The organism is Marinobacter psychrophilus, from assembly GCF_001043175.1.
In the GTDB taxonomy this organism is placed as follows: domain Bacteria; phylum Pseudomonadota; class Gammaproteobacteria; order Pseudomonadales; family Oleiphilaceae; genus Marinobacter; species Marinobacter psychrophilus.
Map to the genome: position 1 here is coordinate 3,025,296 of NZ_CP011494.1, position 15,044 is coordinate 3,040,339.

Annotated in this window: 12 protein-coding genes; 7 read left to right on the forward strand and 5 right to left on the reverse strand. The window is 54.2% G+C overall.

All coding sequences use genetic code 11. The features are described from left to right. The first annotated feature begins 95 nt into the window (after positions 1-95). A complete protein-coding gene (locus ABA45_RS13675) occupies positions 96-995 on the forward strand; it encodes a LysR family transcriptional regulator (protein ID WP_048386975.1) in 900 nt (299 codons plus the stop codon). Positions 996-1,284: 289 nt separating this feature from the next. Continuing rightward, entirely contained in the window at positions 1,285-2,502 is a 1,218-nt protein-coding gene (locus ABA45_RS13680) for a polyhydroxyalkanoate depolymerase (RefSeq protein ID WP_048386976.1), read from the forward strand. 170 nt (positions 2,503-2,672) lie between these two features. Here ABA45_RS13680 and ABA45_RS13685 read toward each other — a convergent pair whose 3' ends face one another. Then, a complete protein-coding gene (locus tag ABA45_RS13685; RefSeq protein ID WP_048386978.1) occupies positions 2,673-3,731 on the reverse strand; it encodes a 2,3-butanediol dehydrogenase in 1,059 nt (352 codons plus the stop codon). 31 nt (positions 3,732-3,762) lie between these two features. After that, positions 3,763-4,758, reverse strand: coding sequence for an NADP-dependent oxidoreductase (locus tag ABA45_RS13690; protein ID WP_048389083.1), 996 nt, complete (start codon positions 4,756-4,758; stop codon positions 3,763-3,765). Between the two features lie 420 nt (positions 4,759-5,178). Here ABA45_RS13690 and ABA45_RS13695 point away from each other — a divergent pair, with 420 nt between their 5' ends. Beyond that, entirely contained in the window at positions 5,179-7,200 is a 2,022-nt protein-coding gene (locus ABA45_RS13695; RefSeq protein WP_053076188.1) for an oleate hydratase, read from the forward strand. Between the two features lie 52 nt (positions 7,201-7,252). Here the strand turns inward: ABA45_RS13695 and ABA45_RS13700 are convergent, their stop codons facing one another. Both ABA45_RS13700 and ABA45_RS13705 read right to left on the reverse strand, forming a co-directional pair. Continuing rightward, on the reverse strand, positions 7,253-9,139 hold the full coding sequence (locus ABA45_RS13700) for a monovalent cation:proton antiporter-2 (CPA2) family protein (RefSeq protein ID WP_048386986.1): 1,887 nt from the start codon (positions 9,137-9,139) through the stop codon (positions 7,253-7,255). Positions 9,140-9,306: 167 nt separating this feature from the next. Next, positions 9,307-9,984, reverse strand: coding sequence for a fasciclin domain-containing protein (locus ABA45_RS13705; protein ID WP_227506038.1), 678 nt, complete (start codon positions 9,982-9,984; stop codon positions 9,307-9,309). 399 nt (positions 9,985-10,383) lie between these two features. Here ABA45_RS13705 and codB point away from each other — a divergent pair, with 399 nt between their 5' ends. The 3 genes from codB to codA are packed head-to-tail and all read left to right on the forward strand — an operon-like array spanning position 10,384 to position 13,579. Beyond that, entirely contained in the window at positions 10,384-11,667 is a 1,284-nt protein-coding gene (codB, locus tag ABA45_RS13710; RefSeq protein WP_048386988.1) for a cytosine permease, read from the forward strand. After that, entirely contained in the window at positions 11,668-12,291 is a 624-nt protein-coding gene (locus tag ABA45_RS13715; protein WP_048386991.1) for a PucR family transcriptional regulator, read from the forward strand. 28 nt (positions 12,292-12,319) lie between these two features. Then, positions 12,320-13,579, forward strand: coding sequence for a cytosine deaminase (gene codA / locus ABA45_RS13720; RefSeq protein ID WP_048386993.1), 1,260 nt, complete (start codon positions 12,320-12,322; stop codon positions 13,577-13,579). Between the two features lie 37 nt (positions 13,580-13,616). Here codA and mtgA read toward each other — a convergent pair whose 3' ends face one another. Then, positions 13,617-14,318 carry a monofunctional biosynthetic peptidoglycan transglycosylase gene (gene mtgA, locus ABA45_RS13725; RefSeq protein WP_048389089.1) on the reverse strand — a complete coding sequence of 234 codons (702 nt, stop codon included), beginning with the start codon at positions 14,316-14,318 and terminating at the stop codon, positions 13,617-13,619. Positions 14,319-14,381: 63 nt separating this feature from the next. Here mtgA and ABA45_RS13730 point away from each other — a divergent pair, with 63 nt between their 5' ends. Continuing rightward, positions 14,382-15,029, forward strand: a complete 648-nt coding sequence (locus ABA45_RS13730; protein ID WP_048386996.1) for a DsbA family oxidoreductase — start codon at positions 14,382-14,384, stop codon at positions 15,027-15,029. Positions 15,030-15,044 lie beyond the last annotated feature (15 nt).

Below are 15,044 nucleotides of genomic sequence, written 5' to 3' on the forward strand. Positions count from 1 at the left end.
CGCCATTGATTAGTAGACTTTAAGACAGCTAAAAGAGAAACTTTATTGTCATAAAGACAAAAATAGATCGTTCAGACGGAACAACAGGAGAAAACGTGGACCAGTTGAGAGCAATCCGCTATTTCGTAAAAGTGGCAGAAACCGGCAGCTTTAGCCGCGCGTCGGAACATTTCGGAGTGCCGCCTTCGTCATTGTCACGACGGGTGGCCGACCTGGAAGCACACTTGGGCACCAGCCTACTCAAGCGCTCCACTCGCGTGGTAAAACTAACCGAAATTGGCCAGAACTATTATGCGCAGGTGTGCCATATACTTTCGCAACTGGAAGCCACGGATGAGGCGGTCGGCCAGTACCAGTCTCGCCCCATAGGCCGATTGCGCATAAGCTCCATGGTCGGCTTTGGGGAAACCATATTTTTGCCGTTGATGGATCGATTCAGCGCGCGTTATCCCGACATTACGCTCGACATCACCCTGACCGACTCGCTCAGCGTGCTCAACCGAGATGATGTGGACCTGGCGATTCGCGGAGGTTTCGCACCCGACGAACGAGTTATCGCTACGCGCTTGATGGACAACCACTTTATAGCTGTCGCCTCCCCCACTTACCTGAAACGTTTTGGCAATCCCCGCAAACCGAGTGACCTGTGTAACCATAAAGGCCTGTATTTTCGAACGCCCCAGGGCCCGACACCGTGGCTGTGCGAAGTAGATGGCCGCCTGCAGGACGTCTCCGCCCCCGCCGCCGCGATCAGTAATTCCGGACACTGGCTACGCGATAAAGCCGAGCGTGGCGAGGGCATTCTGCTACTGCCACGATGGGTGCTGGAGCCCTTTCTGCAAAAAGGCTCCCTGGTACCACTGGCGCTATCGCCACTGTTGAGGGTAACACCCGACCCAGACCTGGCGATTTACCTGCTATATCGCGAGACCCGCTATCAGGTTCCAAAAATCAGGGTAGCGGTGGATTTTCTGATTGATGAGATGGGGGCTTAAGCAAAAGAAGCTGCGACCCACAGCGAGTGGGGCAGGAATGTAAGCTGGAACAATCGCTGCAGAGGCCATTAACGCTGCCAAGATAGACCTCTCCGGGCTTTTCACGCTGTCCGGCACATAAAATATGCTAGTGTATCTGTCACTTTTCCCCCACGAGTAACCGGGGCACAGACGCTGTCCAAACCGTACTTTTACCGGGGCAACGCCCAGGAAATGACCATCGGGTGGTGTATGAGCCAAGAAATCTGCTCGATAATACCGCAACCCAGAACTCAAGCAGGACAAACACATGATGTACATTGCTCACGAGATAGGCCGCGCTGCGATGAAGCCTATGCGCATGGTCACCAGCGCCCATAGCACCTTGCTCCAACACCGCCTGAGCCCCTTATCCCGCATTCCCGGTTCACGCAGCATCGCCTCGGCTTACGATGTGTTCGGAGATCTCACCCGTCGTTACTCGAAACCGGCTTTCAATCTGCCTACAACCCTCTGTGACGGCCAGCAAGTTGACGTTCATGAAGCCATCTTATGCCGCAAGCCGTTTGCGCAGCTCAAACACTTCCAACGCGACGTAGCGCGGCCAGATGACCCAAAACTGCTGATCGTCGCGCCGCTGTCCGGCCACTTTGCCTCGCTTTTGCGTGGCACCGTGGAGGCCATGTTGCCGGATCATGACGTGTACATTACCGACTGGCGCGATGCCTGCAAGGTTCCGCTGTCAAAAGGCGATTTTGGTCTTGATGATTACATCGATTACGTCATTGACTTCATTGCCCACCTGGGGCCAGACACCCATGTACTGGCCGTCTGCCAACCAGTGGTACCAGTGCTTGCAGCCACCGCCATCATGGCCGAGGATGGCCACCCCGCAGCACCTCGCTCGCTGACGTTGATGAGCGGCCCCGTCGACGGTCGCGTTGACCCCACCGCGCCGTGTAAAGTGGCGACCGAACACAATCTGGCGTGGTTCAAGCGCAATCTGGTTCACTCGGTACCCGCACCCTACCCCGGAGCCATGCGCAAGGTTTACCCCGGATTTCTTCAGCTGACCGGGTTTGTAAACATGAATTTCGACCGTCACGTTGATGCGTATCGCGGGCTGTTCAGATCCATTCGCGACAACGAGACCGAGAAGGTCAGCCGTCACCGTGAGTTCTATAACGAGTATCTGGCGGTAATGGATTTACCAGCCACCTATTATCTCGACACCATAGAACGCATTTTTCAGGAATTTCACCTAGCCCGGGGTTGTTTCAAACACCGCGGGCGCCTGGTGAACCCGGCGGCTATTCGTGACACCGCTCTGATGACTGTCGAAGGTGAGAAAGACGACATTTCGAGCCCCGGACAAACCCGGGCCGCGCAAGATCTGTGCGTCAATGTACCAGACTCCCGCCGACTGCATCACCTGCAACCAGACGTTGGCCATTACGGTGTCTTCAACGGCCGTAAATGGCGCGAATCCATTGCGCCGCGGTTACGGGACTTCATCCGCGCCGCCTAACCGGTTGATGTGTGCCGAGTCTTTATAATGCAGAAAGACAGCGCGTGAGCGCTTAAAAAAAGCTAGGTTATAGCTCTTATACTTACTAGCTATGACTTAGCTTCAACCAAAACTTTCAGCAATTTTCGTACGATCTAAATGACTGTGAATTTCTTATATAACGACGTCTGTTATGTCTGAACAATGATCTTCACGGCTGACTCATTGTTGTGAATCAGCCTCTCGAAACCTTCAGCCACCAAATCATCAAGTTTAATTCGTTGGGTAATGAAAGGTTCCAAATTAACTTTGCCTTCCTCTACCAGCTTAATGGTTTCTGCATGGTTGTTTGCGTAAGCAATGGTTCCACGCACGTCCAGTTCTTTCATCACAACGCTGTGTACATTCACCGTCGCTGGGTGGCTCCAAATCGATACAATAACAACGGTCCCGCCCGGTTTTGTCGTCTCTACCAGCGTATCCAGCACTTCATTGATGCTGCTGCACTCAAAAGAAACATCCACACCCCGATCTTTGGTAATTTTCATAACCTCTTCGGTTACGTTGACTTCGGAGGGATCCAAAACATAATCCGCAACGCCGGTCTCTTTCGCTTTTTCCTTACGCTTTGCGCTCAACTCCGTGAGGATAACGGTTATACCCTTAGCCTTTAACACAGCCCCCAATAACAGGCCAATAGGCCCGCCACCGCCAACCAGAGCAATATCACCGGCCTTAGCGCCACTGCGAACAAACGCATGATAGCCAACCGTAAGAGGTTCAATCAAAGCGGCTTGATCGAGGGGAATGGCGGCGGAAATCGGATGCACCCAGCGACGCTTGACTGCGATTTTTTCGGATAAGCCGCCACCGTTGCCACCAAGGCCAATAAAGTTCATGTTTTTGGACAACTGGTAACTCTGACCCGGACCCGTGTCCACATCATCCGCAATAATATAAGGTTCAACCACAACGTGCTGACCGATTTCAATATCGTCTACACCGTCACCAACAGCATAAACCACACCTGAAAACTCATGCCCCATTGTTATTGGCGCAGATTCCCCTGAGACCGGATGGGGGTGGCCGCACGGCGGAATAAAGATGGGCCCCTCCATAAATTCATGCAAATCGGTACCACAGATACCGCACCAGGCTACATCTATGCCCACAGTGCCGGGTTCTATCGTCGGTTCGGGGATATTTTCAATCCGGATATCCCCTTTGTCATAAAAACGAGCAGCTTTCATTTGAATCTCCTTGCTTTTAATTGAAAAAACTCTAGATCTTCACCATCAACTTGCCCTTGTTACCACCGCTCAGGAACAGGTTCAGGCCGTCCATAGCCGACTCCAGTCCGTCCAGAACGTGGGTTCGATATTTGATATCGCCGTTCTGAACGTAAGGGGCCAGTTTGGCTTGCAGCTCCTGCGCCTTGTGCATGTGGTCAGGCATAGTAAAGCCTTGAATGGTCAGGCGTTTTTTGATGATACGCATCCAGCTTGGGCCAGGGCGTGGGGTTTCGGCGGTGTAATCGGCAATCATCCCGCACACCACAATACGGCCGTGCGCATTCATGCGGTCGAACACGCAGTGCTGAATCGGGCCACCGGTGTTTTCGAAATACACATCAATGCCATTCGGCACCAGTTCATCCAGTTTCGCGTTCAGGTCGTCGGTCTTATAATTCACGGCACCGTCGAAACCAAGCTCGTTAATAATCCAGTCCGCTTTCTCTTGGCTGCCAACGACACCAATAACCCGCAGGCCTTCAGCTTTCGCCAGCTGGCCAACAATCGAGCCGACCGAGCCTGCCGCTCCGGACACCACCAGCGTTTCACCCGACTTGGGATGGCCACAGCCGAACAGCCCCTGAGTGGCGGTCAGCCCCGGCAGTGCAAACACTGCCAGCGCCATTTCCGGTGGTATTTTTTTATCCACCTTGTTGATGCCTTTGCCGTCGGTCAGAGCCATTTCCTGCCAGCCGAACATTCCTGTCACCTGATCGCCCACGGCAAAATCAGCGTGCCTGGATGCAACCACCTCACCAACGCCGGATGAACGCATCACCGTCCCAAGTTCCACCGGTGGGATGTAGCTGTCGGTGTCGCCTGTCATCCAACCCATCATGGCCGGGTCCATAGACATGAAAGCTTGCTTAACCAGAAATTCGCCGTCGCCAGGTTCCGGCACGGTTTTTTCCACCACCTCGAACAGCTCCGGTCCCGGTTTTCCCTTGAGGTGCCTCACCAAGTTGATCGCTTTATAGGTACTCATAAACATGTCTCTCCTATGATAATTAGCGGGACCATTATCAGCGCTTTATAAGCAAACTCTAACGCAGCCAGCGTCGAAATCGCATTGCCATAAAGACACAAACAAACGATTCAAGAACGATGACGGGAAAACCTGATGCAGGTCAAAATCTGCACCGGTTTTCCCTGTTGCTTTGGTCAATCGCCGGACTCAGAACAATGCGGGCTGGTTGTCACAGTGAATGCCGACGAATTCCAAGCACTGGATCACGTTGGGCGGCGGGGTGTACGCTATAAGGGCGTACAATGAACTCTGGAAGATGGCAAATCGGCTTGGGTGTACCGGCTGACGGAGCTGTATCGGCTGGAGTTTTCAGAAGAAATTTCCGATTGACCCATAAGACCGCTGGCCGCACGCAGCCGTTCAAGGAAGGAGAACAACATGCCCCGCCGTAACCCACCCCGTTTCGATACCTCACGCCTGAAAACCCACATTGACGCCATGGCAGAGCAAACGGTGGAGGTATCTCCGGACGCCTCGTCCCGGCACTTGCACAATGGCGTGGATACCCCATTGCCACCTGCGGATCTGCATGGGAGCTATGTCAATCATCGCCCGCTACCAACCGAAGGCGTCGAAAAACGCCATGCCTACATTATTGGCAGTGGGATCGGCGGTCTGTGCGCAGCTTTTTTTCTGATTCGTGACGGTCACATGCCGGCAGAGAATATCACCATTATCGAGTCCCAAAAGGTCGAGGGAGGGGCACTGGACGGCGCGGGCAATGCCGAGGAAGGCTACATCGTCCGCGGTGGCCGCGAAATGGAAGCGACTTACCAGAACTTCTGGGACGTTTTCTCGGAAATACCGGCACTCGAGCTGCCAGCACCCTTCACCGTACTCGATGAATACCGGATCGTTAACGACGCCGACAAGAACTGGTCAAAAGCCCGGCTTCTGGAAAAACAGGGCCAGATCCGTGACTCCGCAACCATGGGCCTCAGCCGCCTGCAACAGGTTGAACTGGCTAGGCTTTTTCTGGCTCGCAAGGAAGATCTGGACGACATTACGGTTGAAGAATGGTTTAGTGAAGGCTTCCTGAACAGCAACTTCTACACATTGTGGCGCACCATGTTCGCTTTCCAGAACTGGCATTCCGTGCTTGAAATGAAGCTTTATATGCACCGTTTCCTGCACCTTCTGGACGGCCTGAATGATATGACCGCCCTCGTTTTTCCCAAGTACAACCAATATGACAGCTTTGTGCGCCCGTTGATGGGCTGGCTGATAGCGCAAGGTGTTAACGTTCAGTACGACTCCGTTGTGTATGACCTGAAGATGGATATCCGAGGCGAATCCAAAACCACCACTGCGATTCTCTGCCGCGCCACTGATGGCGAAAAGACCATCAAGGTACACCCGCGTGACCTGGTATTCGTAACCATCGGCTCAATCGTCGAAGACACCGCCTACGGAACGGATGACACGGTGCCCAAACTGCAGGTAAACCAGCCAGATCCGCTGATCGGCTCAAGCTGGCAGCTTTGGAAAAAGCTCGCCGAAAAATCCCCCGACTTCGGGCGACCCGAGAAATTCTGTGCCGACGTACCGAGTTCAACCTGGGAATCGGCAACACTGACGTGCAAACCCTCCCCCCTGACCGAGAAGATCAAGGAACTGGCGGTCAACGACCCTTATTCCGGAAAAACCGTAACCGGCGGCGTCGTGACCTTCACTGACTCCGCCTGGCTGATGAGCCTGACCGTCAACCGCCAGCCACACTTTCTGGACCAGCCCTCTGACGTAATCGTGCCTTGGGTGTATGGGCTGCTCATGGACAAGCCCGGCGATTATGTGAAAAAAACTATGCCGGAATGCACCGGCGAGGAAATCCTGACCGAACTGTGCTATCACCTCGGGCTGATCGATCAGGTCGGCGACGTCATGGCCGCGACCATAGTACGTTCCGCGCTGATGCCTTATATCACCGCTCAATTCATGCCCCGTGCTCAGGGAGACCGCCCTTGGGCGGTGCCGGCAGGCTCTACCAACCTCGCCTGCCTCGGCCAATTCGTTGAAACCCATAACGACGTGGTGTTTACCCTCGAAAGTTCCGTGCGTACGGCACGCATTGGTGTTTACAGCCTGCTGGGCATCAAGAAGCAGGTACCGGACATTTACCCGGGCCAATACGATATCCGCCGCCTGCTACGGGCAACACGCACACTGAACAATGACGAGGCGTTTCTCGGCGAGGGCCTGCTGCGCCTGTTTCTAGAGGGGACCTATCTCGAAAACATCCTGCCCCTTGGTCCCAACGAAACACCCGATGATCTGAAAGGTACCGGTATGTTCGAGCAACAACTGACCCATTTGCGTGGGTTGCTTGAGGGCAAACATTCACTGGCGACCGCGAAGGGATGGCTCCAGGGAGCGATCAATAATTTCCGCAAACGGCACTGAACGAGCGCGCTAACATTTTTCTGTCAGGTTCATGTGGCGATGTTTCGGGCTTTTAGTCCTCACCCGGGGGCGTCCATACAGGAACATCCTCAGGCTTTGGTGCTTCCCAGTCCCCCTGCATGGAAGTGCTCAACGCTTCTTCGAGCTTCATGAACAGCTCGCCATAGCGGGGGCTGAAGTTAATGCCTTCCTCGATTTCTTTCCAGGCTTCGAATAACTCTGCGTCGTGAGCCCGCTCATTTTCAACGAATGCCCAGGTCATCTGTTTTGCCCGCATGGGGTGCACGCCCATCGCCGTAAGCGCATAGCCACCCAATTCCAGAGCAGAGTGATAGGTTTCGCTCATCACATTATCAGCACCCGCCTCCAGAAGCTGATATCTGTGGCCACGATCAAAGGCACGCGCCAGCACCCACACACCAGGGAAGAACTTCTTCACATGCTTCACCATTGCCACAGCGCGGTCTCGATCATCAATCGCCACAATCAACAGACGTGCCTGTTCAATACCCGCCTTTTCCAGCAAATCGGGGCGACTGGCATCCCCAAAAAAACTCTTGATGTTGATTCGTCGAACATTTTCAATCTGCTCGAACTCATGGTCGAGCACGACGATGGGAACGCTGTTAGCCCGCAACAAACGGCAGACGATCTGACCAAACCGCCCCACGCCAGCCACGATAACAGGGGCTTGCTCGTCAATGGTGTCAGCATCCCTGTCATCGTTTTTTGTGCGTTGGTAACGCGGCAGCACAATACGGTCGTAAATGATAAACAACAGAGGTGTAAGGAACATAGACAGCGCAACAACCAGAGAAAGAATCTGGGAAATTTCTAGCGGTATTACATCGCTTTGCACACTGTAGGTGAGCAACACAAAACCGAACTCGCCTGCCTGCGCCAGCCCCAGAGTAAACAGCCAGCCGTTGCTGCTGTGAATCCCGAACATCTTCGCAAGCGCAAATAGAATAAGCGCCTTGACCGCAATAACCGCCGCGCCCAAAGAAACGATGGTGCCCCACTCGGCCAGCAACACCTCGAAGTTGATTCCGGCACCCACGGTAATAAAGAACAGACCCAGCAACAGGCCTTTGAACGGCTCGATGTTGGCTTCCAGCTCGTGGCGAAACTCGCTGTTGGCCAAAACCACACCTGCCAGGAAAGCCCCCAAGGCGGGCGAGAGGTTAACAACACTCATGAGTGCCGCAATACCAATAACCAACATCAGCGCCGTGGCGGTGAAAACCTCTCGTAACCCGGACTTCACCACATAGCGAAACAACGGACGGCTCAGATAGTAGCCGCCAACAATGACGGCAGCCACCGCGCCGACAACAACAAGGGCATGAGCCCAGCCTGGAAGGCCAGCCACCAGGCTCAGGCCCGCGTCTTGGATGGACCCAGAGGAAGAATTACCTTTCAATCCTGGCAATGCCAACAGCGGAATCAGGGCTAGCATGGGAATAACAGCGATGTCCTGAAACAGCAACACAGAAAATGTATTGCGGCCGCCTTCCGTCTTCGACAGCCCTTTCTCGTCCAAGGTTTGCAGCACAATGGCCGTAGACGACAACGCGAAAATAAGGCCAACGGCCAGGGCTGTCTGCCACTGAAGCCCAAGCCACCAAGCCCCAGCCATACCTGCGGCCGCCGTCAACGTAACCTGAAGACCGCCGAGCCCCAATAAGCGAACCCTCATGGCCCACAGCGTTTTCGGATCGATTTCCATACCGATCAGAAAAAGCATCATGACAACACCGAATTCCGCAAAATGCTGAATAGTGCTGGTTTCCTGTCCCACCAGACCCGTAACCGGCCCGATCACCACGCCAGCAATCAGGTAACCAAGTACCGAGCCCAGACCACAGCGCTTTGCCAAAGGCACTGCAATCACCGCAGCCAAAAGGTAAATAAACGCCTGAATGAAATAGGCCGTCATGGTCGGGTCACAATCCTGCTGACAGACATCTGATGCAATCGCCCTTCTGCAAAGTGATCCACCACGTTGCCTGACTGTCGGTTAAGAAAAAACCAATATTATTCCTAACCAAAAAAAGACGGCCACAAAGGCCGTCTTTTTCTATTCTGACTCTTTCAATTCTGGAACTACGGCATCAGCACCGCATCAATCACGTGCACTACGCCATTAGACTGCATCAAATCTGCCGCCACCACTGTGGCCATATTTCCTGCTGAGTCCTCGATCATCAACGAGTCACCCTGGAGGCTGAATGTAAGCTCGCCGCCTTGAACCGTGGCTACTGATGCCGATCCACCACCATCTTGAACCATCTTGATGGCTGCCGCAGCAGGCGCTTTGGTGGCCAACACGTGGTAGGTCAGAATCGACTGAAGTTGTTCTTTATTCTCTGGCTTCAACAGTGTTTCAACGGTGCCTGCGGGCAGTTTCGCAAACGCTTCGTTGGTGGGTGCAAATACTGTGAAAGGGCCTTCTCCAGAAAGCGTTTCTACCAAGCCGGCGGCTTTGACCGCAGCAACCAACGTACTCAGACTATCTGTCTCTACCGCTTTTTCTACAATATTCATTGTATCCATTTTGCCCATCGCATGATTTTCAGCGAAAGCTGGCAAGGCAACGACTGCAGCGCCCAACATCAGCGAAGAAATTACAAACGACTGTACGATTCCTGTTTTTTTCACGTCATCATCCTCTGTTCTGCTTCGGTTAATTACTGCTATGTTTACGGACACTTGACGGTGGCGGATTCTGACGATCAGCTTAAATTGATTAACTTTTATACAGACAAAGATATTAGCGCTCAATTTTGCAAGATCCAGATCTGTTACCAAGCAGGGCATTTTTTATGAAAAATAGATCTGTCCCGATACCTCAGGATTTTAATCCATGACTAGGGGTTACCAAACCTGAAAACCCTCAGGCTTCATAAACCACTCGCCACATTGGGGGGGTGAAGTTAATGCCTTTCTCGATTTCAATCCGAGCCTTAAACAGCGGTGCACCCTCGCACCATTGCCGTCATTTACCACAAAAATTGCACCGATGAAGCGCACATCAATCCTGAAAAACACGTACAGCGACACCCGATTGTGCGTTTTGCACAACGCCTCCACAGATTTCCGGCGCCTATACCTGCCTAAACCAGCTCTGGCACGAAGGTTGCCAACAATCAACGTGTTTACTCACAATACGGAGAGATCGCCATGACCACGCAGGCAACCCCAAAAGAGCAGGACTATCCTTTAAGCCCAGTGCCCATGGATCAACGCAAAAGCGTCTGGTCCATGGGGCTGGTTCTTCTTGGTTTCACCTTTTTCACCGCGACCATGTGGGCCGGTGGCAGTGTGGGCGTCGCGTTTGACTTCTCAACCATGCTGCTAATTCTGGCCGCAGGTAATCTGCTGCTCGGAACCTACGCAGCCGTGCTGGGCTACATTGCCGCGGAAACCGGTTTGAATACTGCACTGATGAGCCGTTTCACCTTTGGTGAAATAGGCAGTAAGCTTTCGGACATTATCCTCGGCTTCACTCAAATTGGCTGGTACGCCTGGGGCACTGCGACCATGGCCATCCTTCTGGTAAAATTGACAGGCCTGCCAGAAAGCCTGACGACACCGTTGATGGTCGTGTTCGGTTTCGGATTCTGCATAACCGCTTTTATTGGCTACCGTGGCCTGGAGTGGCTGTCACGCATTGCCGTGCCCGCGATGATCATTCTGGTCGCCGTCAGTATGACCATCGCCACCTCCGATGCCGGTGGCTTTTCAGGCTTGCTGACCATTACCCCAACCGACAACATGACCGTCGCCGCTGCCATCACTCTGGTGTTCGGAACTTTTGTCAGCGGTGGCACCCAGGCAACTAACTGGACCCGCTTCGCTAAATCCGGAAAGACCGCCGTATTTGCTACGCTGCTGGCCTTCTTCCTTGGCAACGGTCTGATGACCCTGATCGGCGCCTTTGGAGCCCTGGTGTATCAGCAAGCTGATATTGTCGACATCATGGTGACTCAAGGTCTGGCAACGCTCGGTATCCTGATGCTGTTTCTGAACCTCTGGACTACGCAAGACAACACCGTCTATAACTTTGCCATTGCAGGCTGCAACCTGATACGTACCCGTAGGCGCAAACTGGTAACGATTGCCGGTGCTGCCATTGGCACCGTGCTGGCCGTCATGGGCATGTATGAATGGCTGATTCCCTTCCTGATATTGCTAGGTACGTTTATTCCACCCATTGGCGGGGTGATCATGGCCAGCTATTTTGTTGGCTATAAGCGCCAGTACCCGGCTTTGGGTGAGGTGACGCTGCCCGCCTTTCACGTAACTGGCCTTGCTGCCTATGCCATTGGCTCAGCTGCGGCATACACGTCGCCCTGGATCGCGCCCGTTGTGGGTGTTCTTGTGGCCGCTCTGAGTTACAGCGTGATTCTGGTGGTCAGCCAGGGCGTGCGCGAGCGCCGGGCCCAACTTATGGGTGCCGCGTAAGTGCCACTGCGATGCGACGAAATCCCCAAACTTCCCGGCCTGGGCGCCATTCGGCTCCGGGGCGGGAGCGCGGCGGCAAAAAACCCGGTGCGCTGGCCTTACGTGGCGGAAAACCGCTCGTTCAAAAGCTGGGTAAAAGGCGGCGAGCTGGTGTTTGTCACCGGTATCAGCCGGCATCGCAGTCCCGAAAACCTGGCGGAATGCCTGTACGAGGGTAAAGAGTGCGCTATATCAGGCTTGGTGGTACTCACCGGCGATGCGTATATCGGCCACCTACCGAACACTCTGTGCAAACTGGCCGACGACCTGGCCATCCCGCTGTTTGAACAGCCCTATTCCTTGCCTATGGTGGCGGTTAGCGAAACCGTTGGCAGGGCCATCGTCTGGTCCGAACAGGCTGCTGGGCATACGTTCGATGCCGATACCCTGGCCGGTTCCGCAGACCTGCTAGACGCCTGGATTGCGTGCCGGGGTAACCAGCGTGCCATGGCGCAAACACTTGGCTGCCATAGAAACACCGTGCGCAATCGAATGAACCAACTGAGCCACAATCTGCCTGGGGAAACTGACTCCACAGACCATTTCAAAACACGGTTAATGGCTCATTTGCTGTTACAGCCATAACCGCACCGAGCGATCACCCGGAGACACCATGACAAAAACATTAAGTGCCATCGTAAACGCCCGCTTACAAGGCCGGGAGGGCCTGCACCGGCTCACCATCGCCAATGGCCGTTTCGCCGAAATCATCGTCCAACCCGAGCTGGTAGCCGGTACAGAAAGCGAACTGGATGCTGTCGGCAATCTGGTCACCCCCGCCTTCGTGGAACCTCACATCCATCTGGACGCTTCGATGACCGCAGGCGAACCTCGTTGGAACCAGAGCGGCACCCTGTTCGAAGGCATTGAGTGCTGGGCGGAACGCAAGGCTACCCTGAGCCGTCAGGATGTCATTAACCGGGCCACCCAAACGTTAAAAATGTTCGCGGCCCACGGCATCCAGTATGTCCGTACCCATGTCGACGTAACCGACCCTGGCCTGACCGCACTCAAAGCCATGCTGGAAGTGCGCGAGCTGGTGGCCGGTTTTGTCGACCTACAAATTGTGGCCTTTCCCCAGGAAGGTATCTGGTCTTTCCCGAACGGCCGCGAACTGATGGAAGAAGCCATTCGCCTTGGTGCCGATGTGGTTGGGGGCATTCCTCACTTCGAGTTCACGCGGGATTACGGCACCGAATCCGTTCGCTGGCTGATGGAGCTCGCCCACAAACACGACCTGCTGGTCGACGTTCACTGTGACGAAATCGATGATCCCGAGTCTCGGTTTCTGGAAGTGCTCGCCGCTGAAGCCCTGCGGCTGGATTACGGCTCCCGGGTTGCCGCCAGCCACACTTGTGCCATGGGCTCCTACAACGACGCTTACTGCAGCCGGCTGTTTCGGTTGCTGAAAAAATCCGGCCTTCGGTTCCTCTGCATGCCGACAGAAAACCTGCACCTGCAGGGCCGGTTCGACAGCTATCCAAAGCGCCGCGGCATCACCCGCGTACCCGAACTACTGGACGCCGGTTTGAAAGTCGCCTTCGGCCAGGACTCCATCCGCGACCCCTGGTACCCCATGGGCAATGGCAACCTTCTGCGCACTCTTGATGTGGGATTGCACGCCTGTCACATGCTGGGTATGAGCCGGATAGATCGCTGCCTGGAACTGATCACCGACAACGGTGCAGCCGCCATGAACTTGAAAGAGTATGGCATTGCCACAGGGCTACCAGCACGGTGCGTTGTACTTCAGGGGCAGACGCCTTACGAGGTTTTGTTGGGACAGCATCCGGTTTTAGCGTCTGTTCGGGATGGTAGAGTGTTGCTTCACAGAGAAGCGATAAATCAAGAGGCTGGCTTGGTGCTCCCGTAAAAACCTAGGGCCCTCTTTAGGGAAGCTCTGGTACTGGTTAATCGTCTAGCCCGCGCAGGTATTGCAGCCCGGACAACTGTTCCATTTGGCCCCGGATCCACGCAATCCGACCCCATACATAGGTTGAAGGTTGTGCGGCACTGAGTACTTTCGGGTTCGGAAGAACCGCCGCAAGCCTTGCAGCCTGCGCTGGCGACAACTGACTGGCTGGAATACCGAAATACTGCCTGCTGGCCGCTTCCACGCCGTAAACCCCGCGGCCAAATTCCGCAATATTCAGGTAAACCTCAAGAATTCTGCGCTTCGGCCAAAGTGCATCAATGGCAATGGCCAAGCCGGCCTCCAGAGCTTTGCGAACAAAGCTGCGACCATTCCAGAGGAACAGGTTTTTAGCGGTTTGCTGAGTGATCGTGCTGGCGCCACGCAGGCCCTGCCCCCTCTTGTGTTCTGAAACGGCTTGGCGGATAACGGCAAAATCGACCCCATGATGTTCAGGGAATCGCTGATCTTCGCTGGCAACCACCGCCAGCGGCATCCACGGGGAAATAACCGATAGCGCCACCCACTTTTGCTGCAGTTCAGGGTTTGTATCTGTCACCAGATAAGCCAACACAAACGCAGAAGTCGGCGGATTCACGAATCGGAACAACAGTATCACCAACAACACAAACAGCACACAGCCGGCAAGGAAACCGATAAGGCGGCGGAGCAATTTTCGAATCAATGATTGTCGGGCCACAATTTTATCTTCACGCTGTTTTGGGTCAGAATCAAATCTGAACAGAAACTGGAGGAACTTTCCATGAAACACGTAACGATTGATATTGTGTCAGACATCGCCTGCCCGTGGTGTGCAATTGGCTATGCACGGCTGGAAAATGCCATGGAGCAACTGAAAAACGAGATGGATTTTGCCATCGAATGGCACGCTTTCGAGCTCAACCCGGACCCATCCGGCGACGGCGAACCCATACTCCCGGCGCTGAGCCGAAAATATGGGCGCAGTGAAGACGAAATGAGGGCAAATCAGGCCCAGATGATAGACGTCGCCCACAGCCTCGGCCTGAATTTCGAAAAACTGCAGGAACGCTATACCCGCAATACTTTTGATGCTCATCGATTGGTGAAGTGGGCTGGGCAGCACAACAAGCAGACGGCGATGAAACAAGCATTTTTCGAAGCCTATTTCGGCCGCGCCGAAAACATCGCCCAGGCGGACATTCTTGTTCAATGCGTGGAGCAGATTGGCTTGAACGGTTCTGAAGCCCAAGAGGTTCTTACATCAAACCAGTATGCCGATGAGGTAAGACAAGACGAGGCTAAATACCAGCAAGCTGGGGTCTCTGCCGTGCCTGCGTATATCGTTAATGGCAAATATATGATTTCTGGTGCCCAGGAACCGGAAACGCTGGTCACAGCCTTGCGGGAGATCGCAGCGGAGCCGGTCTAGGTCTTTGCATTGCCG